This window comes from Streptococcus sp. Marseille-P7375, from assembly GCF_902460365.1.
GTDB classification, from domain to species: Bacteria; Bacillota; Bacilli; order Lactobacillales; family Streptococcaceae; genus Streptococcus; species Streptococcus cristatus_I.
Map to the genome: position 1 here is coordinate 320995 of NZ_CABPTR010000002.1, position 25640 is coordinate 346634.

The window sequence follows — 25640 nt, forward strand, 5'->3', positions numbered from 1 at the left end:
TTCACTTACGTTTATTATATTATAATCAAGCGAAAAATCAAAACGTTTCTTGAATTCTAATAAATCAGAGACTAAACGACAGACTTTTTTAGCTTCTGATTTTTAGGGCGAGATAAATGAATATCAAAAACAAAAACGAAGGTAGCCTCATGAAATACCTCCGTTTCTGTATATATTTATTCAAATACAAATTGATTGTGGTAGAGCTCAGAATAGAAGCCGCCTAGATGCAGCAATTCATGATGATCACCTCTTTCAATGACTTCCCCATCTTTTAAGACAATAATCTGGTCCGCATTTAATATGGTCTTTAGACGGTGAGCGATGACAAAGCTGGTTCGACCTGCTACAATAGCCTCCATCGCACTCTGGATCTTGCTCTCGGTTACCGTATCAACATTGGAGGTAGCCTCATCCAAGATCAGCACTTGAGGATCGGTCAAAAGGGTTCGAGCGATCGAAATCAATTGCTTTTGACCTGTTGAAAAGATGTTTTGATCATCATCTACTATTGTGTCGTATTTATCAGGCAAGCTTTCAATATACTCGTGAATATGGGTGGCACGCGCAGCGATTTCAACCATCTCCTGACTTGCATCCGGTACTCCAAATCGGATATTGTCTCGAATGGTTCCGCTGAACAAGACAGAATCTTGCAAAACGATACCTACATGACTGCGCAAGCTATCCAAGTCATAATCTCGGATATCGCGCCCGTCAAATTCGATACTGCCCTTATCCACATCGTAAAAACGATTGATCAGGTTCATGATGGTCGTCTTCCCTGATCCTGTCGGTCCTACAACGGCAATCATCTTACCTTTTGGCGCTGAAATGGAAACATCTTTCAAAATCGGCTTACCTTCGACATAAGAGAAATCCACATGCTTTATCTCGACGCCTTCTTTCAGCTCGGTAAAGGCCGGAGCATTCTGCGGACGCACTTCCTCGGGCGCATCAAACATTTCCTGAATCCGATCCGCACCAGTGAAAGCCAGCTGCAGACTTCCCCAGCTTGCCGCAACCTGAATGATAGGCTGATAGTATTGTTGAGAAAACTGTGTAAAGGTTGAAATCAGACCAATGGCTACTGAGGTCTTCACATTAGGATCATTGAGCATAATGGCTGAACCCACAAAAATCACGATAGCCGTATTGATCAGGCTCATTCCGTTCATGACAGGAAAGAGTAAGCCAGCAAAAGCGCGTCCTTTAAAGGTTGCTGACCGAACCTTATCATTTTGTTGGACAAAGCCTTTGATGACTTCTTCTTGCATTCCCTGCACAATGACTACCTTCTGGCCGGAAATCGTCTCATCCATATAAGCATTGAGCTGACCAACTTCTTTTTGCTGCAAGTCTGTGTACTTGCGAGCCAGCTTGACGATGGACACCAAGACAATGATGGCTACTGGCGTACTGGCAATCGTCACCCAAGCCAAGGTCGCATGCCGCATAAACATGATGATAATCAGACCAATGTAAAGAGCGATATTGCTCATCACTTGGACTAGGCTCTCGTTGAAAGCCTGCAAGATATTATCTAAATCGCTGGTAAAACGAGACAAGATATCCCCGTCTTGATGGCGGTCAAAGAAGGAAACGGTCAAGCGAGCTAATTTTCCAAAGAGACCCTTGCGCATTTCATTGGTTGAGTAAGAAATGATCCGACTCATCAATAGCATGTAGATCAAGCTAGATAGCGAAAGGAAGATGAAAGCCAGCGCCAAATTCCACATGATTCCTTGGAAAGCGGCAAAGGCTGAAACATCACCTGAAGCAAGCTTGCCACTCGCAAAAGCACTGCCCAACTCCACCAGCTCACTGATGGCGAGACCAGTAAAAATCGGAAAGAGAACCTGTAAAACCGTCGAGATGACAATCATAATCATGACGACCAAAAAGGCCAGTTTATACTGTTTGAAATATTGCCAGAAAAATTTTGCTGTCTTCATCTTAGTCCTCCTTTCCTTTTTGTGTCTCATAAATTTCTCGGTAGACATCATTTGTAGCAACCAAGTCTGCGTGTCTACCTTGGCCAATCAAGCGTCCTTGATCTAGCACCAAAATCTTGTCCGCATGAACCACGGAGCTAATCTTCTGGGCAATGATGATGGTTGTAGTTCCCTTCAAATCATTGTTCAGTGCCTCCTGAACCAGCTTTTCGGACTTGGCATCCAGAGCTGAAGTCGAGTCATCTAGGATAAGAATATTAGGATTGCTGACAACACCACGCGCGATGGACATTCTCTGCTTTTGTCCGCCAGAGAAATTATTTCCCCGTTCTTCGACTTGGCTGTTGTAGGTGTCTTCCATGCGATTGATAAACTCGCTTGCCTGTGCAATGTGCGCCGCCTGTTCTAACTCTGGCAGGCTGGCATTTTGCTTTCCTTGACGCAGATTGTCCGCAATCGTCCCCTTAAATAAAATAGCTTTTTGCAGAACGATAGAGACATTTTTTCTCAGCGAAGCTTCACTAATGTCTCGCAAGTCCTTGCCACCAATTTTAATGGAGCCTTCCTGAGGATCAAAAAGACGCGGAATGAGCTGAGCCAGAGTTGATTTCCCTGCTCCCGTCGCTCCGACAACACCAATCATCTCTCCTGGTTTGACTTCAAAGCTAATATCCTTGAGCATGGGCTCTGTATCTGTCGGATAGGTAAAGGTCACATGGTCAAAGACCAGACTACCTTCCAAATCTTCTTCAGCTTCATTCTTGAAGGTCATCGCTGGCTCTGTATCCAAGACCTCCTTGATCCGCCGAATTGATACCATGGCACGTGTAACGGTATTGCCCAGAAAGCCAACCATGATGATGGTAAACATAATTTGATTCAGGTAAGAAATGAAAGAGACAATCGAGCTAACCAAGCCTGGATCCATCTGTATCATGCTAGACAAGAGCCACATAGTCAGATAGACAGCCCCGTAGCCGACGATCATCATCATCGGTTGAACGATCGAAAAGGCATAGCCAATAAAGAGATTTTGCTCCAAAAGTTCATCTGAAACTTGCGTAAATTTCTGATACTGCTCTCTCTCCTGCACGAAAGATTTGACGACACGGACGCCACGCAGATTTTCTTTGGCAATCGAATTGATCTTTTCTAAGAGAACTTGGAATTTGGCAAAGCGTGGCCCCATCAAGCCCATCATCACTCCTGTCAAAAAGAAGACCAAAAAGACCATCAAGACAATGACCCACCACAAGGAGGGAATGGTCACCACCGCCAAAATAAAGGAACCTAAAAATAAAATAGGCAGGCGGAATAAAATCTGGAACATCATCATGACCAAATTTTGCACTTGGTTGATGTCATTGGTCATTCGGACGACTAGATTCCCCGCATTGAACTGTTCAATATTGGCATAAGAGAAAGTCTGGATTTTCCGAAAGGTTTTTTCACGTAAATCTGACGACACACCTTGCGCAATATAGGCTGCCAGGGTCACATTTGCCCCGCCAGCAAGCAAGCCAACCAGACCAAAGCCCAGCAACCAGGCTCCCAAACGATAGATTTCTTCCCGATTTCCTGCCAAAAGAGCATTCAAGACATCTTTTAAATACAGGGGCTGCAACAGCGAGCTAGCTAGCATCAGCGATGTCATCAGAAGAGATAAAAAGATAAATAATTTATAGGCTGATAAAGCTTTTCTGAACATAATTCCTCCTCGTAGATTTTTAACTTTGTTTAGCTTCCTTACTATATCATAGATAAAAACAATGTCAAGTAAGAAATTTCAGTTATTATATGGTACAATATAATAAATAACTCTAAATTGATTGAGCCCTTTTGTGGGTCTCGTACAAGGAGAAAAGATGGATAAACAACGAATTGCTGTGATTGGCCCTGGCTCTTGGGGAACGGCTCTGTCGCAAGTCCTCAATGATAACGGCCATGAAGTCCGGATTTGGGGCAATATTGCAGAGCAGATTGACGAGATCAATAACCAGCATACAAACAAACGCTATTTCAAAGATGTGGTTCTAAGCGAAGAAATCAAGGCTTATCACGACTTGAAAGATACTCTAGAAAACGTAGATGCTGTGCTTTTTGTCGTGCCGACCAAGGTGACCCGTCTGGTAGCCAAACAAGTTGCGCAAACCATAGATCACAAGGTAAAAATCATGCATGCATCCAAGGGATTAGAGCCTAACAGCCACAAACGAATTTCAACTATTTTGGAAGAAGAAATCCCTGCAGACTTGCGTAGCGAGATTGTCGTTGTTTCAGGACCTAGCCACGCTGAGGAAACCATCGTCCGCGACATTACCCTGATTACCGCAGCATCTAAGGACCTCGAAACCGCTAAATATGTGCAGGAGCTCTTCAGCAACCATTACTTCCGCCTCTACACCAATACCGATGTCGTTGGAGTAGAAACAGCAGGTGCTCTCAAAAATATCATCGCGGTTGGAGCAGGTGCTCTCCACGGACTGGGCTATGGCGATAATGCTAAGGCAGCCATCATCACACGCGGGCTGGCCGAAATCACGCGTCTAGGTGTCAAGTTAGGAGCCAGCCCTCTGACTTACAGCGGCCTTTCTGGGGTCGGCGACTTGATTGTCACAGGAACTTCTGTCCACTCTCGCAACTGGCGGGCTGGCGATGCGCTGGGTCGTGGCGAAAAATTAGCTGATATTGAAGCCAACATGGGCATGGTTATCGAAGGAATCTCGACCACCAAAGCTGCCTACGAACTAGCTCAAGAGCTCGGTGTCTACATGCCAATTACCCAGGCTATTTACAAGGTTATCTATGACGGCCATGATATCAAAGATGCCATTCATGATATGATGAGCAATGAATTCAAAACTGAAAATGAGTGGTCTTAAGTTACAGTATTTTTTATAAAGGAGAAAGTTATGTCAAAAGTCAGAAAAGCAGTCATCCCTGCAGCCGGTCTCGGTACCCGCTTCTTACCAGCCACTAAGGCACTAGCCAAGGAAATGCTGCCCATCGTTGACAAACCAACTATTCAGTTTATCGTCGAGGAAGCTCTCAAATCTGGAATCAAAGACATTCTAGTTGTCACAGGGAAGTCAAAACGCTCCATCGAGGACCACTTTGACTCCAACTTTGAATTAGAATACAACCTCAAGGAAAAGGGCAAGAACGACTTGCTTAAGTTGGTAGATGAAACCACTGGTATTGGCTTACATTTTATCCGTCAGAGTCACCCACGTGGACTCGGGGATGCTGTTTTACAAGCTAAAGCCTTTGTCGGAAATGAACCTTTTGTGGTCATGCTGGGTGATGATTTGATGGACATTACCAATGACAAGGCAGTGCCACTCACCAAGCAACTCATGGATGACTATGCAGCAACCCACGCGTCTACCATTGCAGTCATGCAGGTTCCTCACGAAGAAGTCTCAGCTTACGGCGTTATTGCACCGCAAGGCGAAGGCGTCAATGGCCTCTACAGCGTTGAAAAATTTGTTGAAAAACCAGCACCAGAGGATGCGCCAAGTGATTTGGCCATTATCGGACGCTACCTGCTAACACCAGAAATTTTTGAAATCTTGGAGAAACAAACTCCTGGTGCGGGCAATGAAATTCAACTGACTGATGCCATCGATACCCTCAACAAAACTCAGCGCGTCTTTGCCCGTGAATTCAAAGGCGACCGCTATGATGTCGGTGACAAGTTTGGCTTCATGAAAACTTCTATCGATTACGCCCTCAAACACCCTCAGGTTAAGGATGATTTGAAGCAATACATTATCGATTTAGGCAAAAAATTAGATAAGAAAACGAAAAAATAATAGAAGCGCTCAAGCAATAGATTAGCTAATGCGTCAGCTTTTATCATCGTACAGAAAAACACCTATATTTACTAGGTGTTTTCTTATAAGCTATTCACTTACTTATTGTCTTGGTTAGAAGAGTAGTTAGTGTTAGGGAATGATTCTACATTCTTGAAATTTTTTCCACCTTCCGAACTTGCCGCATAACCAAAGCGGTTATTTGGATTGCCTGCTGTATTGACAACTGTGGTTTGTGGAGTTTTTTCTGGCTCTGAAATAGGAGCTTCACCGTATGATTTTGGTTGCTCAAAGACTTGGACACTTGTTATCTTACCTTTTGTAGCCGCATAGCCAAAGCGGTTATTTGGATTGCCTGCTGCATTTGCAACTGTTGTGTCTGGAGTTTTTTCTGGCTCTGGACTAGGAGCTGGATCTTCTGGCTTCTTCTCTGGTTCTTGACCAGGAGCTGGTTTCTCTGATTCCTTTTCAGGTTCTTTTTCTGGAGTAGATGGTTCCTTATAATCATCAGGAAGAGACGCTCTATATGGATCATCTTTACGTCCAGCTGCTGCTAATTGAGCCTGCATTTGAGCTTCATAGTTTTTGAAATATCCAAATAGACGCTCAGATCTAGCTAAAGCTTCATTGGTTACTTCTGATTCTGCAGCCTTCGCAGCTTCTTCATTTCCTTTCAAAGTAGCATATTTATCATCTCTTGCTTTTTGCTCAATAATCCATTGTTTTTCCAACTCTTTCCAATGGTCTTGAACACTCTTGCCAAAGATATCTTGGTTCTTGATAGCCATTTGGTCAATGTGCCATACTGTCCAGTACCATGAGTTTGGATCATAAGTGGCTGTCTGTGGTTTGAAGGCCTTGTAAGTATCCTGAACGTTACCGTAGAAAGGCACATATGGTGTATTGCGTGATGGTCCCAAACCGAGCCAAACTTTACCACCGAAAGATTTTGGCAGTTTCGGATCAATTTGGTAGACATGGGCATCGATAACATTTTCATTACCTAAAGCGTATTTGTACTGATCTTTACGAACAGCATCATTAGCCCCATCATCACCTTGTTTCTTAACGCCAATTTGATCATCCGGTACGAAACGGCCATTCAGATGTTCAAAGCGGTTTCGTTGCATAGCAAAGGCATCTTCAAGAGTGAATTTCTTGTTTGGATCTGTTGGAGAGCGGAAAAGTTCGTACTCCTCATCTTCATAAGTAATTTTAGATTTTGGATCAAGCAGTGTGATTCCTGCATAAGTACGAGAACGATCGCCTTCTGCATATTTTTCAGGTCCGTATGATTTAGCAATGTGGAAATTACCATCTTTATCTGTCTTATAGTTTCCTGCTTCTTTGGCTACTTTCTCTACATCTTCAGAAGCAATAACATTTTCTTTGTCCTTCAAATCTACATGGCCAAGGTAATAAGTATTAGCAAATACTGCGTACTTATCTTCAGGCACTTTCACGGCTACGTATTGGTGGCCAGACAAAATTTCCATGTACCAAGTCTCTTTTTGATCAGCAACCACCACTGTATTCCCTTCAGCAGAACCCTTTTCTTGAATGACTTTTCCAAGCAACTCGATTGCTTCACGAGCTGTTTTGGCACGAGGCAAAATCACATCTAACATAGCAGCTTCGGCCAGCCCATCTGCTTTTAAAGGATCTTTTTCAAGGACCTTTTTATTTGGGATTGCTGTGACTGTGGATGACATAGAAACACCTGCTTCATTAAAGCCATGTTCTCCAAAAGCACCGTTACTACCATCACCACGCGCAGAATCATAGGTTGCAGTATATTTCATTTCGCTGGCTGCACGTGGATAGGTGAAACCGTTGGACTCATCCACAATCTGGTCGCCTTCCTTATATTTCTTAGCTTCCACAACAACATAATTTTTGTTGTGCTTGCCACCATTCGGGTAGTAAGGATAGTCTTCTGTACGACCAAAAAGTGTTGATCCATCCTTAGTCAAATGCCGACCAATAATGAAGCCACAGCAGGCTTGCACAGCTTGGATAGGTAAGAGCATGATTGCCATTAATGAAATAGCAATTTTAAAGATTGTCTTCTTCATTATGAACTCCTTTTTATTTTTGGGGAATACCCCTGATGTTTATAGTTCTAGTATAGTCCTTTTTAGATCTTTTTGCAAGCGCTTACAAAAATGTTTTTTTATACCTTTTACAGATAGAAAACAGAGAAAACATACATTGATGAAAAAGTAGAGATAGAAACATTCCCAGTTTATTCCTAATATATGACTGATTATTCCTCTTTAAAGTAAGATTCCTTGCTTTATAAAAATCATATTTATAAAAAGAATACCGCTTTAAAAAGCGGTAATTGAGTTCATTTCTTAAAAAATTGGTCGTTGAAAAGTCAGAAAAATCAAAATAGCTGCTAATCCAAGGTAGGCTGCCAGTGCTAAAAATCGTTGAGTCTTGCTAAAAGCGTAGCGCTCCCCCGATACTGGTAAGATCACAGCTCCTAAAGCTCCGCCGACTAGACCGCCCAAGTGACCTGCAAGGCTAATTCCCGGTAAAAAACTCATGACCAGATTAACAGCTAGCAAGCTCATATAGGACTGACCCAGCTGCTGCAGATAGTAGTTTCGCGTAGCATAACGAAGCACAACAACGGAAGCAAAAAGGCCGAAAAGAGCAGTAGAAGCCCCAGCTGCCAAGCTATTGGGTGAAAAATAGACCACAAATAAATTCCCCATCACGCCTGACATCAGGTAGAGTATCAAAAATTTCCATGAGCCAAAGATAGCCTCAATCTGTCGACCCAGAAAGTAGAGCGTCAGCATATTGACCACAAAATGCTCCAAGCCAATATGGATAAAAATGGCAGCAAAAACCCGCCAAAACTGCTCCGGCAGCGCTTGAATCGTGTAACCGTGCACGGCTCCAAAGTGATACAAGGCTTCGGAACTGCTGTATTGAAAACCGTAAGAAAGAAACATCAAGACAAAAACAAGGCTCGTTAGGATAAGCAGGATGCTTGTCACAGGATAGTCTCTATCAAAGATCTGCTTCATAAATAAGTAACTCCTTTACCGCAACATCATGTTGAGCTGGTGTAAATTCTGCCTGTTGGACTGCATAAATAGTGCTAATGCTTGCCCCTGTATAATCAGCCAGATAGCGATCATAGTAGCCACCGCCGTAACCAATCCGAAAGCCTTGAGAATTGAAGACCACACCCGGCACATGAATCAGATCAATTTCTGTCTTGTCCACAGCCTCTTCACTTATCGGCTCCATAAGACCAAAAGAGCTTTTTTGCAAGCAACTTTCATCATAATCCACAAATATCATCCGACCCTGGCCATAGGTTTTGGGCACTAAAACCCGCTTGCCGTCCAACTGAGCCTGCTTGATAAAGGATGCAGTTGAGACTTCATGCGGCATAGAAAGATAGGTAGCGATAACCTGAGCGTTTTGATAAGCTGCTGAACTGAGCAAGTGCTGGGTCAGCCAGTTATCTGCCTGCTCTTTTTCTTTTCCTGTCAGTTTCTTCATCTGGTTCAGTACAGTTTGTCTCAGCTCTTTTTTCATGCAGCTCGTCCACCTTTTCCTTATCTTTCGTTGATTTTATAATCTAGGAATTTCCCAATTTTTTCAATAGCAAAGGGCAGTGCGGCCTCATCCGGTGCCATCTTGGGATGATGGAGGGCATAGGGACTGTCCACTCCCAGCCAGAACATGACACCCTTGACCTTACTGAGCAGATAGCCGAAGTCCTCACCTGTCATAGCCGGCGCAATATCAATCAACTGCACTCCTTCTTCCTTCTGGAAAAAGTCCATCAATTCGTCTGCTAGGTCAGGATGATTTTCTACAGGTAGGTAGCCACCTTGTTTAAGCTCCAAGTCCAATTCCAGACCGAAACTTTGGGCTATGCCCTCTGCTATTTCCCGTAAGCGCTTCTGAGTCAAGAGATTCATCTCCTGAGTCAGAGTCCGAATGGTGCCATGCAAAAAGGCCGTTTCTGCGATGACATTGTTGGTCGTGCCAGCATGGAGCGAACCAAAGGTCACAACCGCCCCCTCGATAGGATCGACATTGCGGCTGACAATAGTCTGCACCTGGGTGATAAAGTAGCTAGCCGCCACCAAAGCATCATTGGCTTCATGAGGAAAAGCCGCATGCCCCCCCTTCCCCTTAAAAGTCAGCTTGACTTCGCAGGTGCCAGCAAAAAGCGTTCCTCTATTAGTGGCAATATCGCCAACTTTGAGATCTGGCCGCACATGGAGGCCGTAAAATTCATCCGGCAACCAGTCGCCAAAGGCACCGTCTTCGTACATGAGCATACCGCCAGCTTCATTTTCCTCAGCAGGCTGAAAGAGAAAGAGCAAATTGTGGGTAGGCTGAGCCCTCACAGCTTGCTCCAGCAGGCCTAGAGCCACCGTCATGTGCATATCGTGTCCGCAGGCATGCATGCGACCCTCATGAGTGCTGGCAAAGTCCAGACCTGTATCCTCCACAATCGGCAAACCATCAATATCTGTCCGCCAGCCAATCGTCTTATCGGGTGAACTTCCCTTGATAAAGACCAAAATACCAGTCCGCCAAGTTCGGATTTCCACAAAGTCTAGACCTGCTGTCAGGCCATCAATGACCTGCATCAGGTAGGCATGAGTCTTGTATTCTTCCAGACCGATTTCTGGTATCTGGTGTAAATCACGGCGAATGTTCAGATAATCAAGCATTTTTCTTTCCTTTAAAATCTTGTCAGTACAAACAAAGAGTCAGACCGCCCCGATGAAGTTCAAGGGCGGCTATTTTTAACCAATATTAAAGAGTACGCAGAGCGTCTTCCAGAGCTGTCTTCTGCTGGGTCTTCTCGTCAATGGTCTTGATAACTCGTGCTGGAACGCCAGCAACTACTACGTTTTCCGGAACATCCTGGGTCACAATCGCACCAGCCGCAACAACGGAACCACTGCCAATTTGTACACCTTCAATCACAACTGCATTGGCACCAATCAGCACATTGTCTCCAACCCGAACTGGCTCTGCGCTAGCTGGCTCAATGACTCCCGCCAGAACAGCACCAGCACCGACATGACTGTTTTTGCCGACAATCGCTCGGCCACCCAGAATAGCACCCATATCAATCATGGTTCCAGCACCGATTTCTGCACCGATATTGATGACTGCTCCCATCATGATGACAGCATTATCACCAATTTCAACTTGGTCACGGATAATAGCGCCCGGCTCAATACGGGCATTGATATCGCGCTTGTCCAAAAGCGGCACTGCAGAGTTGCGGGCATCCTGCTCTACGACATAGGTCTTATTTTCCTCTAAGTTCACTAGGAGCGGCTTGATTTCTTCCCAGTCTCCAAAAAGAACATTGCCTAACTTCACAACAGACCAAGGAATCGCTCCGTGCAATTCTCCATCGAAGGTTACCTTGACAGGAGTTTTTTTCTTGGCATCAGCGATGAATTTGATAATTTCTTGAGCATTCATTTTCGTAGCAGACATGGTGTCACCTCTTTGTTCTTTCTATTCTTTGTTTGGAGAGGAAAGTCCCCTCTCCTATCTCTTTTATTTCTCTATTATAACATAATTCGACTATGCAGTTGTGACTTTATTAGCAGCTAGTAGCTATTTGGACTCTTGGAGTTTATTCAGATGAAATTGGCCTTCCTTATCTCTTTTTCCCATCCTTCTATCCTTGTCTATTTAAGAAAAAATCCGTGCTCTCAGTCTAGGCTCTCAGACCGTACTTGTCATTATACTGGTGAGGCGGTAAGTCCCATTCACTTCGTCAAAATACAACGAAACAGACATCTTTTCCTTAGTTGGATAGCTCATACTAAAAAAATCAACTTGTTGTTTAAACGGTTTATGAGCATAAATACTCTTAGGCATCCCCAGTTCTTCTATGGCTTGCTTGACTTCCATTCCTTCTCGATCACTTTTGGGAATGAGCGACCGATAATCATCAACTGTCTTCGTAATTGATTCCCCAGCATTCTGGAAGAAAGCGGCAGATACCGTATAGAGCTCCATTCCTCCTCCAGTACTCCTAAGACGCATATTAACAACTCCTTTTCTTCCTGTTAGCTTGTATGAAAGCAGCACCAGTTGACTATTCTCCACACGATTATCCACACTCCCAGAGCTGGCTTTCCCATACTTCTCAACGATATCCTCTGGAGACACATTAGGTTGGTTCATGGTTTTAATCAACTCGAATATCTCTTCGAATGGAAAATCGACCTCTCGATTCTTTTCAATAAAAGCTGAATTCCCCTCCGTCAGGATCTCAATCTTATTTTCTGATTCTGTCGGAACAGTATTAACAGACGATATAGCTGATTGATTTCCTTCTGACTTAAAAGTTGGTCGCATATACATCATCAAGAAGCTAATCAGTCCCACTAGACCAGCGGCAATCACTAAGAGTGAGGCATAACGAGATAGCACAGACTTTGCTAAAAACTGGCCATTAGGATTGACTGCTGACTCTGTTCGCCGCTTTTCTTTACTTGAAAACTCAAAACCCGACTCTCGAGGGCCATCATTAGAGAAGGCTCTCTGCTTTTTTTGGTCTAAACTTGACCTTTTTCCCCATTCTCTTTGGACTTTTCTTCCTTTTCCCATCCTCATCCTCTCCAAGGAACCTAAGTTCCTCTTGTTTTTCTAGTAATTCCTGTCTTTCCGCTAAAAACAACTTCTGCTAAATAAGCCAAGCTCTAGCACCAAGCACTTCCTATCAATAAACACTCTTCCGAGTCAACTCATAGTCACCTGTTGGACTTAAGACAAACTCTAAATAGAGATATCTTCCATCTTTTAGTTTATATTTGATGTAAACTGTCGTTTGATTCTTATAGTCTGCCGACTTATTGATAACTTGTGGCACACCAAATCGTTCTAATACTGCTTGTAAATTTTTACTTGGTGCTGATTTATCCACAGTAAAATCCTGAAAATCTTCCTCAATCCATAAATCCGAATGAGTTGATTGAGACTGGCTAAGCAATCCTTCCCCTCGAATTGTATTCAGCCGATACTGATCTCCGATAAGATTGAAATAGAGCTTGACGATTTGCCCTCCACCTGATGAGAGATAAAAAAGGTAGAGAGCCTTTTCTTCTCCATCTTTAGCCACACTTCCCGAACTTGCTTTTCCATATTGTTCAGCAATTTCCTCTGCTGTCGGAGACAGTTGCTCACTCGCCCCCTGCCCAGGCGAAGAAACGTGCAGAGATAGGACATCCTCGAAAGTCCAAGTCATATTTTCTGGCTCCTTGTCAGCACTAGAAGCCGATGATGCCGACTCCTCTTGCTCCGAAGCTTCCCATTCGCTAGACGAAGAGTCTGCAACGTAAGCAGAAGCTATATTTTCTTGGCTCGATTCCCAGCTTATTTGGTCAATACTTCTGTCCCGAGTACTCACATTTGAAAGAAAACGATAGAGTAAAAGAAGGGCTAATGATAGCAAGACCAGACTCATCAAAGCACCAGCTAGAGACTTAACATTCCCCTTCTTTCTTGTTCTAAGGCTCTTCGATCTCCAACCACTTTTGACTCCAAACTGCTTCTCTCCTAGCTTTTCTTTCCTTGCTTCTTCCTTTGTCTGCTCGAGGGCAGTTCCTCCCCTTTCCCGCTGATTCCTGACTGACGAAGTGTTTCTGGCTTTAAACTTGGATTTGTGCTCCCGCCTCAATGCTTCTAAATTTCTATCTTTCACCTTTTCACCTATCAACTAAATACTTGATTGCTCATTCCCTTTCTACAAACGGCTGATTCTCCTGCTAGGCAAGTACTACTGAGCACCTGCATCTCCCGCTTCACTTTCCAAACCTAGACTCTCTGTCAATTGATAGCTTTGAGAGTTTTTATTTTTAAAAGAAAAACCGACCTTCTGACCATCCTCTAAACGGTAATAAATCGATAGAGTAGCATTGCTCAAGATTCCCCCATGCCAATCGAGGCGCTCTGGAAGTCCCAACTGACTGACAATCTCTTGATAGGTCTTTCCTTTCCCTATACCAGAAAGATCTTGACGAGTGAGCTGAGCATTTCGGTTAGGCAGTTGCGTACTACTGAGATGCGTACATTTTAGGGATTCCAACTTAAGAGTTTCAGAAGGACCAAGATAGCTCTTAAAAGAGAGGTTAACTTTCGCTTCTGTCCCTGCTTGTGAATAGTTTAAATCTATTGTCTTGATTAGGTCATCTTGGTTCGTTTCCCTACCAGATTCAGCTTTCCCTAACTTTGCAACCACCTCGTCGACCTTTGTCAGATTTGGAACCGATGAAGTGAAGTCTGAGAATAAAGAAGTGATATCATCATAGGTGATATGAAACTGATACTCCTCTTTCTTAGCAATCCATTCTGGACGATTATCAGATTTTAAATCTTGATCCTTTCCATATGAGTCTAACATACGAGAAATAGCTGCAGCTTCTTCCATGCGTTTTATATCATCATTCTTTTTCCACTGCTCTACTATGCTATACATTGAGGCTATAATCCCCAAACTAGAAAGTAGCATCACCCTTATCTTAGAAAAGATTCCTCGTTTTTTCTTCCTAAACTCTACTTTATCTGTCTCTCTAGCAAGCTCATTGGAGCTTATTCGCGGAGAAAGCTTGGTCTGCTTTGCTTCAGTTACAAGGCCTGACATCGGCTGGATAGCTTGATTTCCACGAAGGAGTTGGTTCTGTTTTTTAGCTTTCAGTGATTCTAAGCTAGAAATGAGACGCTTTAGCTCCCTCTGCTTTAATTCCAACAAATTCTTTGACAGAAGCGACAGAGGCTCCTTCACCTGCTGAGCTCCTTCTAACTGCTCAGAAAACACCGGCTGGTCTTGAGAATTTATTTTAGTCCCATAGCCGTTTTTGTCCTCTATCGAAGAAATGTCAGACAGCTCATTGCTTGAGCTCTCTATTGGAAATACCACTTTTGATGGAGACCAAACGGAGGAACGAGCTTGATTTTCTTCTGCCCCTCCCTGCGCTTCTTGCAATCCCGCAGACGGTTTGATATGTTTGTCTCCCTTGGTTTTCCATTTGGATAGAAAGGATGGTTGGCTATCTGCTGGCTTTTTCGTTTGAGCCTTCTTGAATTTCGATTGATGTTTCTGCCTCAAAGCTTCCAGATTTCTCTTTCCCATAACTCCTCCTCTATTGGCTCTTCTATCATTGAAAAGACGACCCTATTAACCGTTCACAATGCCTCTTCGCTGAATGCTGCTATTCTCTTTTCTATACCATTCATACTGGGGGTAACATCCAGCGATTGTATGCACCATGAAACTTGTCATGCTAATATAACTTTATTCCAGTATATCATATTTTGAACTGCCTTAGCTTGAAAGCACACAAGCAAAAAGGCACGAACTCTCGTCCGTGCCCACAAAACCAACTATATATGACTATTTTTGTTTCACTTGTTCAGCCAAAAATAACTTCATCCGAACTCCTTTCCAATCTTGGTCTTCTGTTTTTCTAGAACCGTCCAAATAGCAGCCAGCTCAACTTTCTAGATAAAAGTCTATCACATTGCTACTGCATCTTCTCTGATTGTAACATATAATCAGGGAAAGGAAAACTGCTGCTGAATAGATAAGTAAGTAAAAGACAAGCTAGATAGCGAGCTAACTAACAAAACATGATAAAATCTATTTTTTAAAATAGCAAAAAACCTCCTAGAAGGGAGGTTGTGCCTAGTTTTAGACTTTTATTTTTCTAAATTGCTTGATTTGAAATTTTATTATGGTCAAGCAGTTTCGAAAATCTGAATGGTAGAGCTCTTTTCAATTACTACTGCTTGGTTTGCTGCAACATGGAGAGTGCCCGGCAGGCTGCCCTCTTTTGAACCATCAAAAGAAATCGTGATATGGCCCAGTCCAGTTAAATTTTTTTCTACTACATTTCCTACGGCAGTAATCGAATATTCCTGACTATCTACGACTAGCTTTCCACCTTCTAGTATTGCACCTAGAAGATTTTTGTTATCGATTTTAAAACAATACTCTGCTAAGTCTTCCGGAGCTTCTTCTCCAAACAAAATGAGCATATTGGCATCTTGAATCATATTCTGAGCTTCAGGCCCCACTTGAATTACTTTAGCTTCAAAAATTTTCTTCATCTAATTCCTATTCATCCTTTCTCAAATCTGTCATAAACTTATGCTTATAGATAAGTTTAACATAATAGTTGCTATGTTTACGTGCATCTATCAAAGGTCTACTGATAAAGACCAATACTAGCTATCCAAGCTACTAGCACCCGCGGAACACCATTGAGGAAGCGTGAATAAAGCACAGACGGGACACCAACCTCAACTGTTTCAGACTTGGCTTCAGATAGACCGAGTGCTACAGGAATGAAATCACAACCGTTTTGAGTGTTGATAGCAAATATAGCTGGCAGAGCCATTTGGGGCGGAATATTCCCTTTGCCGATTTCAACTCCAATTAAGGTTCCAATAATCTGACTGATAACAGCTCCAGGGCCTAACAAAGGAGATAGGAATGGCAAGGAACAGATAAAGCCAATCAAAATGAGTCCCCAGATGTTCCCTGCTAGGGGAACCATTAATTTTGCCAGCCAATTTCCAACACCGGAACCTTGAATAACCCCAATCAGCAAGGAAACAAAGGCCATGAAAGGAATGATTGTGTTGAGCATTGTTTGGATGGCTTCACGAGCAGCCTGGTTGAAAGTCGCAACGACCTTCCCAGCGCCCATCCCAATTCGTGCTACAATACTTGTTTCAGCTTTTTGCTCTGTAATTTTTTTAGTAGTATCGTAAGTTGGCTTTTCTGTTACCACAGTTGTCTCTTTTTCATCTTCATTAGCAGCAGAAATTTGATTAAGGCCAACTGCTGACACATAGATTTCCTCAGTGATATATTGAGCTAGAGGGCCACTTTTCCCTGTAGCGACGATATTGATTGTAGGGATCCCCTTTTTAGGATAAATACCGCAGCGAAGAGTACCGCCACAATCCACGATTGCTAAAGCAATTTCCTCATCAGGGATAGAAGTTTTAAACCCGTTAACAGCTTCCATACCGGTCAAATCAGCAATTTTATCTACAATATCTGGCTTTTCTCCGCCGCCAGTGATATAGATAAATTTGTGCTTAGCCTCACTAGGTGTAATGACCAAAGGTCCTCCGAAGCCGCCATTTCCTTTAACAACTTTTATACTCTTATATGACATAATTTCACTCTTTCTATCAATCAAATGTTTTACTCAAGGTAACACCTTGCTGTTTTGCTACATAAGCAGTTGTAAAATCGGTCACCCAACCGCCTACAAAGTTCATGACAAGCCCAACAAGCATGTAACGAATGGCTAAGTCCATTTGACTTAAACCTAAAGTTTGAATTCCTGTTGCAATTCCCATCCATACAAACAATTCCCCAGGATTGATATGCGGAAATACACCATTTGAAGTGTGGCAGAACTGCATCTGAGCTGCTACAAAACTAGGTTTATAATATTCTGGTAAGAAACGTCCCATACTGATTGCCATCGGATTCCCCAGCATAAAGGCTGAAATGAAAGGTAAAATCATATACCGGCTAACAGGATTTTTGGCAGAAATCTTAGCCAGGGAATTGACCTTCTCTTCTCCCAAGAAAGCGATAAGTGTATTCATTGCAATCAATAGCATTAAGACAAGCGGTACAATATTTGTCATCCAGCTAATAAAGGTTTCTCCACCTAATTGGAAGAGTTTCATAAAACTCTCTGCAAAATTTGTAATGTGATTCATAAGGAACTCCCTTTCTTATTTTTTTTAAATAACTGTTTAATAGATAATTGTAAGTAATTCGCATAAAAGCCGAATCCCAGAAAAGAATCAGATGAACTTGTCTCTTTCTCAATACCTGCCTCATGCCAAAGATAGACTTTTCTAGCATCTTCTATGGCTGATTGCATCAACTTATTTTCTTTTCTCACAAGAGGATTATACTTGTCAAAATAATGGATGTCTTCTCCAACATAATCGTCCATATTTTGAAAACGTGCTAAGATTGTGACTCCTTGCATTTTGCTAGCTTTAAGAACCCGACCGTTTTCATCAACCGCGAACATGACAATCGTACCGGATTTGATTCTTCCGGACTCCCTGCCAATCGCTACGCGCCCCAGTTTTCGGAGCATCGTATAGGTCTTATTGAAGTCTTTAAGTTGCTGCCAGCCGAGGAACATTTGAAATACATAAGCTGCCATGACAAATACAGCGAAAATTATTAGCGAACTCATTAAAATACTCCTTTACTCTTAGAAAATGATAGAAACTCTGTCTCTGTTTCTACAGCCCTCAATGCTTCTTTTAGAGAAGGCTCTCCTGCAATTCGAAAAATATCGTCATACAATTCCAGCAATTCACTTTCCATTTTTCTTTCAATTTCTGAGGGAATGGCGACTAGAAAGATAAATTCAATCCATTCATCTTCTTTTTGATAAGGCTCTTCTAGTTTTCCGAACATTAAAATAGTCTTTGCATAACCCTGGTTAATTGTATGGGGGAAGGCAATTCCTCCACCAAAAATGGTTGATTGCTTTTTCTCCCTATCAATTATCCGATTTCTAAACCCTTCATCAATCATCTGAAGCTTCTCTAACTCTGCAACCATATTTAGCAAGTATTGCTGATAGGTTTTTTGGGGGCTCAACCGAAGAAAGCGTAAGCTGACTGTTTCTAGATTTTTTTGATGAAAAGCATTGGCCCTCTGCCATTCTTCCTGCAGCCATTGATCATCAAAAAGATGATTAACTTGAATGACTGGAGATTTGGAATTTTTATATTTCAGAGGCACCGTCGTAAAAATTGCAAAATATTCCTGGTTCAGCTCTACATTAAAATCCTCTTCAGAATGTTGGGTAATGTCTATATCATTTCCAAGGACTCGCCTGAGTTGCTGAATAATCATCGCAGCAGTTCCTCTTCCTGTTGTGCAAACTACAGCTATCTGCTTGCGAGAACCCTTAACAGCAGAATTTTGCTTTCTTAAAATCATTTCAAAATACAAAGCCAGATATCCGATTTCAGATAATTCCAATTCAGAACCAAAAATTACAGATAGTTCTTCTCCAGCTATTTTTGCCATTTCAAAAGCAAAAGGATATTGAGTTTGAACCTCGCCATGAAATATATCATTAGCTTGCACATGGAAAATCAGTCGATTGATTAAGGGGCCTAGATGAGATTTGATTTCTTCAAATAATTCTTCATCATCAAAGTGAACCAACATTGTTTCTTTGACTTTCTTGACAATCCCTTGAAAAATGTTTGAAAGCTGTTCAGATTGATAAGACGGCTTGCTTAAAGTGTCAATAAAACGGACATTAAACGGAAAACACAAAAAGTCTATCTCAAACTGACTGAGGGAAATCTTATAAGTCATCTCAATATGATAGATTAATTTCTCAGCCAAATGTGTCTCTGTTAAATCATTCCTATAGTAAGGAATAGGACAATTCAACACTCTAGATGTATGAATACGCTCCACCATAATTGAAATGGTCTTTCGAAGGAGTTCCTGTGTTTCTTTAGGGATTTTATAGTCCTGAACTAGCGTCTCCAGAAAAGAAGATGTTGCCTCAGTGAGTGTCCTTCCTTCAAAGTAAGGAGCCACTTGGTGAATATAGAGCAAGCGCAAATTCAGCTCGCTCCCCAAGACCTCCAGCCCACGGTTGGGCTTTCCTGAAATAGTGATAGAGTAACTCTCTGCCAAAGATTTTACTTGTTTTAAATCCTTATTAAGGGTACTTCTACTAACACCTACTTCCTCAGCCAAGTCGTCAATAAGAAGAGGGGAGGTTGACTCAATTAAACGTTTTAGCAAATAGGCAATTCTTTTACTGGAAGAATTGAAGTCACTCTCCTGTTTTAAACTACCAGATAAAATCCTTTCCAACTCTGTATAGTCATACACTTCTAACATTAACTGATCATCTTGTGCGATAATCTGGATATTAGGAGCCAAAACATCATTTAATTGTTGGATACTCTTTTGCAAGGTTTGCAAGCTAATATCCAGTTCTGAGCGCATATCTACCAAGGAATAAGTTGGCTGCGAGACCATTTTATCTAAAATATTATACCACCGATTTACTAAGGTCAACTCTCTTCCCTACCTTCATTGTTTTAACCGCGAGTTTTACCTCCGGCAATATTTGTAGTGACACCTGTTATATAGCTAGAACGGTCTGAAATATAGAACGCTACAAGATCAGCTACTTCCCGTAGTTTCCCACTCCGTCCCAATGGAGTCGTTGAAGTTGAAGCATAACCAGCTCGAATATCTTCTACCGTCTTTCCACGAGTATAAGCAAGAGCTTCCTCATAAGAAAGAGTTCGAAGTCCCGTAGCTTCCATAATTCCTGGAGCAATTCCAACCACACGTACACCATGTTTACCAAGCTCTTTCGCCCATGAACGAGTGTAACTATAGACTGCCGCTTTCGTTGCAGCATAGGCACTTTGTCCTTCAGAACCTTCCAAGCCTGCTTCTGAAGCCATGTTCACAATTACACCTTTTCCGTTTTGAACCAGAATCCGGCCTACTGCCTGACTAACCAAATACAGACCTTTTTGGTTAATCATTGTTACTTTTTCAAACGTTTCATCGTCTAACTCGTAAGGACCTTTAGGATTTTCTGCATCAATTAATAATCTAGGAACATTAATCCCTGCATTATTGACTACCGCATCAATATTGCCAAATCTTTCAACTATTTTGGCAACACCCTCTTCTACTTCAGAGCGAGAAGTTACATCAACTTTTACAAATAATAGATTCGGGTGACGTAAATCGTTGTCGCTAAGATCAAAATTCGCTACATTGACTCCTAATTCCAACAATTCTTCGACGATTGCCTCACCAATCCCAGATGACGCACCCGTCACAAGAACTGTTTTGCCTTTAATGTCTAACCAATCATTCATTTTGATACCTCTCAAATTTTATTTACAAGGCAATTATACAGCGCTTTCATAAAAGAATTAAGACACTCTTTTTTACACTGTTCAAAAAAATAATAAACTAATTAAGAGGCTTGTACTAAAAAATCCACAAGAAATGAACCTGTGGATCTTTTTATATCCTGAATGAACTCAAAGCATATGAGAATCAAAGGCGTGCATTCAACTCAGCACCCAGCTCTTCAAAGCCTGGTTTCCCAAGAAGAGCAAACATGTTTTTCTTATAAGCCTCAACTCCAGGCTGATCAAATGGATTGATACCATTCAGGTAGCCAGAAAGAGCAATAGCTAACTCAAAGAAGTAAATAGTATAGCCCAAAGTGAACTCATCTTGCTCAGGCAGGGTCACAAACATATTTGGCACTCCGCCGTCTGTGTGAGCTAACAGCACTCCATCTGTTGCTTTCTTATTGACAAAGTCAACATCTTTTCCTTGCAGATAGCCAAGGCCATCCAAGTCTTCTGCTAATTCAGGAATCAACACATTTTTGCGAGGCTTATCTACACGAATAACTGTTTCAAAGAGGATACGAGTTCCTTCTTGAATAAATTGCCCCAAAGAGTGCAGATCTGTTGAGAAGTTGGCTGAAGTTGGGTAGATACCTTTTTGGTCTTTACCTTCTGACTCACCAGCCAGTTGCTTCCACCATTCTGAGAAGTATTGCAAAGATGGTTCGTAGTTAGCTAGAACTTCTGTCAGATAACCTTTACGGTACAAGATATTGCGTACAACTGCATATTGATATGCTTCATTTTCAGCCAACTTATCAGAAGCATAAGCCTTGCGAGCAGCATTTGCTCCTTCCATCAACTTGCTGATATCAGCCCCTGCAGCTGCGATTGGCAAGAGTCCCACTGCTGTCAATACTGTAAAACGACCACCAACACTATCAGGCACTACAAAAGTATCCCAGCCATTAGCATCTGCTTCAACCTTAACTGCACCTTTAGCGCGGTCTGTAGTTGCATAAATCCGTTTATTTGCTTCTTCCTGACCATACTTCTTAGCCAAGAGTTCTTTGAAGACACGGAAAGCAATAGCAGGCTCTGTAGTTGTTCCTGACTTAGAAATAACGTTGACAGAGAAATCTTTGTCTGATACATAATCTACCAAATCAGCCAAATAGCTTGAAGAGATAGAATTACCAGCATAGAGGATTTGAGGTGCCTTACGTTCTTCCTTGCTTTGTAGATTTACAAAAGAATTATTCAAGAAATCAATCGCTGCACGTGCCCCTAAATAAGATCCTCCAATACCGATGACAATTAACACTTCACTATCAGATTGGATTTTAGCAGCCGCCTTTTGAATACGAGCAAATTCATCTTTATCATATTCTTCAGGCAAATTCAACCAGCCTGTCATTTCTGCTCCAGGACCTGTTCCGTTTCGTAGAGCATTATCTGCTGCAGTCACTTGAGGCTGCATATAATCTAATTCATGTGGTGCTACAAACTTATCCAGTACCTTTGAATAGTCAAATTTAATATGTGTCATGTTTATCCTCCAATTGTTCTTTTCTTTTATGATAACGCTTTAAGAAAAAATAAGCAAGTACTTTTACTGTTTTAAAACGTTTACATTTTTTATTCTATACTATTTTTCCAAATAAGCTAACCCTAGGACATAACTGAGAGCAATCGTTTGCGCAAGTCAACAAATTTTAGGCCTATTGAGAAGAACAATTTTGATTGACAAGAAAACCAATATGCTTCTTAAGATTGGATGTCAGCTGAATTCATTTCAGGTCCGTTCAAACTAGATTCACTGCTCCAATATTCATCTACACCTTTTAGGCTTGATTCATCAAGAGCAATAGAAAAGAGCACACAGTTCAAATCGCTTAGGGCTGCTGGATTCCTCCCCTGACCCGCTTCACGCAGAACTGTTGCTCCATTAATTAGTATAACACAAACTTTCTTTTTTGGCTAATTTTCTTTACTTTTTCCTGCGATTTCTGAAAAAGTTCTGCATAATCGCCGCACATTCTTCTTCTAAAAGGCCACTTTCAACCTCTACACGATGATTCAAGCGCTCATCCGTCAGGATGTCGTAAAGACTACCTCCAGCCCCAAATTTCTGGTTTTTCGCCCCATAGATAACCTTGGGAATGCGAGCCAGACCGATAGCTCCGCTACACATGACGCAGGGCTCAATCGTGACAAAAAGCGTCGTATCTAGCAGGCGCCAGCTATTCTCCTGCTGATTGGCCTCCTCAATGGCCATGACTTCCGCATGCATGACCGCCCGCTGCAGCTCCTCACGCGCATTATGCCCGCGTCCGATAATCTGACCATCCTTGACCAAGACACAACCAATCGGTATTTCATCATTGGCGAGGGCAATCTCTGCCTCCTTCAGCGCCTCCCTCATAAATATTTCTTTTTCCTCTATCGTGTAATCCATCTCTTCCCTCTTCCTTTGATTCTCTGTGTTCATTATACCACAGGCAGCTTAGGACTCACAAAAAAAGCCGCCGATTGGGCGACTCTTATGGGAGATTATTATGAAAAAGTTTAGGAGGTTTAAACAAAGTTAGGAGGTCTTTGTTTATGCTTCTAGTATAGCTGGCCTATCTTAAATAAAGCTTAAGCTTTTTGAATATTGATGATTTTAGCAATATCGCTAACTTCTTGGGCAATATAAGTGGCTCCGGCTTCTTCCAATTCTTCCCTGCTACCAAAGCCATAAAGGACGCCGATAGAATCAAGCTTTTGCGCCTGAGCGCCAAGCACATCGTGCTCCCTGTCTCCAATCATGATGGTATGCGTCAAATCTGTAATCTCATTTTGCTCTAAGGCATACTGGATAACATCGCTTTTTTTACTACGTTTTCTGTCCATGGTCGCACCAGCGACAAAATCAAAATAATCATACAAACCAAAATGCTTGAGAATTTGAATGGAAAATTCTTCAGGTTTTGACGTAGCTACAATCAACTGTTTGCCAGCCTGCTTGAGAGAAGCCAGCAAGTCAGGAACGCCTGGGTAGACCTCATTTTCATAAAGGCCTTTTTCGGAAAAGTACTCATGATAGTAGTCAATGGCCTTTAAACATTCTTCCTTAGAAAATCCATAAAAGCGCTCAAAAGACTCCTGCAAGGGCGGACCGATGAAGACTCTTAAGGCTTTCTTGTTTGGCACTTGAATCCCATATTTTCCTAAGGCGTAGGCCACCGAGTTGGTAATCCCTAGTTCTGAATTGGTCAAGGTGCCGTCTAGGTCAAATAAAATCGTTTGATACATTTTTTCCTCTTTCTGCTTTCAAAAAGAGGCTGGGACAAAAGTCCTAGCCTCTCAATTGTCTTTGGATTGTCGAGTAAGACGCAGTGGTTGAGTGGGCTCTACTACGCTGATTTCATCAGCTTTTACAGCCCTACTCAACTGTGCGGAGGTGGGACGACGAAATCGAATTCTAACGAATTACCGATTTCTGTCCCAATCTCTGTCTTCATTTGCTTATAAACTAGACCAAACACTTTCCAAGATATTGGTTTGCTCACGACCTGGTCCGACTGAGAAGGTCGAAATGCGGACTCCAACCAGTTCGCTGACACGGCGAACATAATTGCGGGCATTTTCTGGTAGGTCTTCTAGACTGCGGACACCAGTGATATCTTCTGACCAACCTGGCAATTCTTCATAGATTGGCTTGCAGCGCTTGAGTTGCTCCAAACTTGCTGGATAATGGTCGATTCGCTCCCCATCCAAATCGTAGGCTACACAGATTTTGACTGTATCTAGACCACTCAAAACGTCAATGGAGTTGAGAGAAAGGTTGGTAATTCCTGATACGCGGCGACTGTGGCGCATCACAACGGAGTCAAACCAGCCCACACGACGCGGACGACCAGTCGTTGTACCATATTCATGACCCACTTCGCGGATACGCTCGCCCACTTTATCAAAAAGCTCTGTTGGGAACGGTCCATCACCGACACGGCTCGTATAGGCCTTGCAGACACCAACTACCTTGTCAATCTTGCTTGGACCAACACCAGAACCAATCGTCACCCCACCAGCAACTGGATTAGACGAGGTTACAAATGGATAGGTACCTTGGTCAATATCCAGCATGACGCCTTGAGCCCCTTCAAAAAGGACACGCTTGCCTTGATCCAGAGCATCATTGAGGATGACAGATGTGTCAGTCACATACTGCTTGATTTGCTGACCGTATTCATAATATTCTTCAAAAATATCGTCAACGCTCATCGCTTGGCTATCGTACAATTTCTCAAAGAGGCGGTTTTTCTCAGCAAGATTCCGCTCCAAGCGCTCTCTGAAAATGTCTTTATCCAAGAGATCAGCGATACGGATACCAACACGCGCAGCCTTGTCCATGTAGGCAGGGCCGATTCCCTTGATCGTCGTTCCGATTTTATTGTCGCCTTTAGCTTCCTCTTGCAGGCGATCCAGCTCGATATGGTAAGGCAGGATGACATGGGCACGGTCTGAAATGCGTAAATTATCTGTGGTAACACCTTCTTGGTGCAGATAAGCCAACTCCTTGACCAGAGATTTAGGATTGACCACCATCCCATTTCCGATCACTGAGATCTTTTCTGGGAAGAAAATTCCTGACGGAATCAAGTGCAATTTATATTTTTTCCCGTCAATCACAATCGTATGTCCAGCATTGTCACCACCTTGGTAGCGGGCAATCACTTCAGCATTGGCCGAAAGGAAATCCGTAATTTTCCCTTTTCCTTCATCTCCCCATTGGGTTCCTACAACAACAACTGATGTCATAATTTCGTCTGAGCCACAAGAGCTCTTCCTTTCTTAATCTACAAGGCAGGAGTTTCACCTGCAAACGTATCTTACACTTTATTATAAGAAAATTTTGAATTTTTTTCAAGATCAGGTATCTTTTAAATTTGGATTTTCA

The 25640-nt window shown here is 42.4% G+C and carries 22 protein-coding genes and 1 other RNA gene; 2 read left to right on the forward strand and 21 right to left on the reverse strand.

Going from position 1 to position 25640, the window contains the following annotated elements; all coding sequences use genetic code 11:
• Positions 1 to 176: 176 nt before the first annotated feature.
• Positions 177 to 1955: an ABC transporter ATP-binding protein gene (locus FZ954_RS07095; protein WP_148877864.1), complete on the reverse strand. Its 1779-nt coding sequence runs from the start codon at positions 1953 to 1955 to the stop codon at positions 177 to 179.
• Position 1956: 1 nt separating this feature from the next.
• Positions 1957 to 3663 carry an ABC transporter ATP-binding protein gene (locus FZ954_RS07100; protein ID WP_148877865.1) on the reverse strand — a complete coding sequence of 569 codons (1707 nt, stop codon included), beginning with the start codon at positions 3661 to 3663 and terminating at the stop codon, positions 1957 to 1959.
• A gap of 157 nt (positions 3664 to 3820) precedes the next feature.
• Here FZ954_RS07100 and FZ954_RS07105 point away from each other — a divergent pair, with 157 nt between their 5' ends.
• On the forward strand, positions 3821 to 4837 hold the full coding sequence (locus tag FZ954_RS07105; protein ID WP_148877866.1) for an NAD(P)H-dependent glycerol-3-phosphate dehydrogenase: 1017 nt from the start codon (positions 3821 to 3823) through the stop codon (positions 4835 to 4837).
• A gap of 30 nt (positions 4838 to 4867) precedes the next feature.
• Positions 4868 to 5770, forward strand: a complete 903-nt coding sequence (gene galU, locus FZ954_RS07110; RefSeq protein ID WP_015605882.1) for a UTP--glucose-1-phosphate uridylyltransferase GalU — start codon at positions 4868 to 4870, stop codon at positions 5768 to 5770.
• 98 nt (positions 5771 to 5868) lie between these two features.
• Here galU and FZ954_RS07115 read toward each other — a convergent pair whose 3' ends face one another.
• The 19 genes from FZ954_RS07115 to FZ954_RS07215 form a co-directional block, all read right to left on the reverse strand.
• The gene (locus tag FZ954_RS07115; protein WP_148877867.1) at positions 5869 to 7845 is read right to left on the reverse strand and encodes a C69 family dipeptidase; all 1977 of its coding nucleotides are present in this window, start codon (positions 7843 to 7845) and stop codon (positions 5869 to 5871) included.
• 282 nt (positions 7846 to 8127) lie between these two features.
• Positions 8128 to 8811, reverse strand: a complete 684-nt coding sequence (locus FZ954_RS07120; protein WP_062004326.1) for a rhomboid family intramembrane serine protease — start codon at positions 8809 to 8811, stop codon at positions 8128 to 8130.
• Positions 8795 to 9331, reverse strand: coding sequence for a 5-formyltetrahydrofolate cyclo-ligase (locus FZ954_RS07125; protein ID WP_148877868.1), 537 nt, complete (start codon positions 9329 to 9331; stop codon positions 8795 to 8797). Before FZ954_RS07125 ends, FZ954_RS07120 begins: the two co-directional genes overlap by 17 nt.
• A gap of 20 nt (positions 9332 to 9351) precedes the next feature.
• Positions 9352 to 10485, reverse strand: coding sequence for an N-acetyldiaminopimelate deacetylase (locus tag FZ954_RS07130; protein WP_148877869.1), 1134 nt, complete (start codon positions 10483 to 10485; stop codon positions 9352 to 9354).
• A gap of 85 nt (positions 10486 to 10570) precedes the next feature.
• The gene (dapD, locus tag FZ954_RS07135; protein WP_125387234.1) at positions 10571 to 11269 is read right to left on the reverse strand and encodes a 2,3,4,5-tetrahydropyridine-2,6-dicarboxylate N-acetyltransferase; all 699 of its coding nucleotides are present in this window, start codon (positions 11267 to 11269) and stop codon (positions 10571 to 10573) included.
• Between the two features lie 234 nt (positions 11270 to 11503).
• Entirely contained in the window at positions 11504 to 12394 is an 891-nt protein-coding gene (locus tag FZ954_RS07140) for a hypothetical protein (protein WP_148877870.1), read from the reverse strand.
• A gap of 112 nt (positions 12395 to 12506) precedes the next feature.
• Positions 12507 to 13487 (reverse strand): hypothetical protein, encoded by a 981-nt coding sequence (locus FZ954_RS07145; RefSeq protein WP_260470146.1) that lies wholly within the window; start codon positions 13485 to 13487, stop codon positions 12507 to 12509.
• A gap of 75 nt (positions 13488 to 13562) precedes the next feature.
• Positions 13563 to 14915, reverse strand: a complete 1353-nt coding sequence (locus FZ954_RS07150; protein ID WP_125372634.1) for a hypothetical protein — start codon at positions 14913 to 14915, stop codon at positions 13563 to 13565.
• 605 nt (positions 14916 to 15520) lie between these two features.
• The gene (locus FZ954_RS07155; RefSeq protein WP_125372635.1) at positions 15521 to 15892 is read right to left on the reverse strand and encodes a PTS glucitol/sorbitol transporter subunit IIA; all 372 of its coding nucleotides are present in this window, start codon (positions 15890 to 15892) and stop codon (positions 15521 to 15523) included.
• A 98-nt stretch (positions 15893 to 15990) separates the two neighbouring features.
• Positions 15991 to 16971 carry a PTS glucitol/sorbitol transporter subunit IIB gene (locus FZ954_RS07160; protein ID WP_048766067.1) on the reverse strand — a complete coding sequence of 327 codons (981 nt, stop codon included), beginning with the start codon at positions 16969 to 16971 and terminating at the stop codon, positions 15991 to 15993.
• A gap of 16 nt (positions 16972 to 16987) precedes the next feature.
• Positions 16988 to 17530, reverse strand: a complete 543-nt coding sequence (locus FZ954_RS07165; RefSeq protein WP_023024625.1) for a PTS glucitol/sorbitol transporter subunit IIC — start codon at positions 17528 to 17530, stop codon at positions 16988 to 16990.
• Positions 17527 to 18024, reverse strand: a complete 498-nt coding sequence (locus tag FZ954_RS07170) for a transcriptional regulator GutM (protein WP_048766061.1) — start codon at positions 18022 to 18024, stop codon at positions 17527 to 17529. Before FZ954_RS07170 ends, FZ954_RS07165 begins: the two co-directional genes overlap by 4 nt.
• Positions 18024 to 19850, reverse strand: a complete 1827-nt coding sequence (locus FZ954_RS07175) for a PTS sugar transporter subunit IIA (RefSeq protein WP_080978303.1) — start codon at positions 19848 to 19850, stop codon at positions 18024 to 18026. Before FZ954_RS07175 ends, FZ954_RS07170 begins: the two co-directional genes overlap by 1 nt.
• 62 nt (positions 19851 to 19912) lie before the next feature.
• On the reverse strand, positions 19913 to 20713 hold the full coding sequence (locus FZ954_RS07180) for an SDR family oxidoreductase (RefSeq protein ID WP_125372636.1): 801 nt from the start codon (positions 20711 to 20713) through the stop codon (positions 19913 to 19915).
• A 184-nt stretch (positions 20714 to 20897) separates the two neighbouring features.
• The gene (locus tag FZ954_RS07185) at positions 20898 to 22247 is read right to left on the reverse strand and encodes a glucose-6-phosphate isomerase (RefSeq protein WP_125372637.1); all 1350 of its coding nucleotides are present in this window, start codon (positions 22245 to 22247) and stop codon (positions 20898 to 20900) included.
• A 310-nt stretch (positions 22248 to 22557) separates the two neighbouring features.
• Positions 22558 to 22656: signal recognition particle sRNA small type (ffs, locus tag FZ954_RS07190), an RNA gene on the reverse strand.
• Between the two features lie 32 nt (positions 22657 to 22688).
• A complete protein-coding gene (gene tadA / locus FZ954_RS07195) occupies positions 22689 to 23156 on the reverse strand; it encodes a tRNA adenosine(34) deaminase TadA (protein ID WP_185758380.1) in 468 nt (155 codons plus the stop codon).
• Between the two features lie 182 nt (positions 23157 to 23338).
• Positions 23339 to 23995 (reverse strand): HAD family hydrolase, encoded by a 657-nt coding sequence (locus FZ954_RS07200; RefSeq protein ID WP_148877871.1) that lies wholly within the window; start codon positions 23993 to 23995, stop codon positions 23339 to 23341.
• Between the two features lie 213 nt (positions 23996 to 24208).
• Complete coding sequence (locus FZ954_RS07215) at positions 24209 to 25501, reverse strand: adenylosuccinate synthase (protein WP_148877872.1); 1293 nt, start codon at positions 25499 to 25501, stop codon at positions 24209 to 24211.
• Positions 25502 to 25640: the final 139 nt, after the last annotated feature.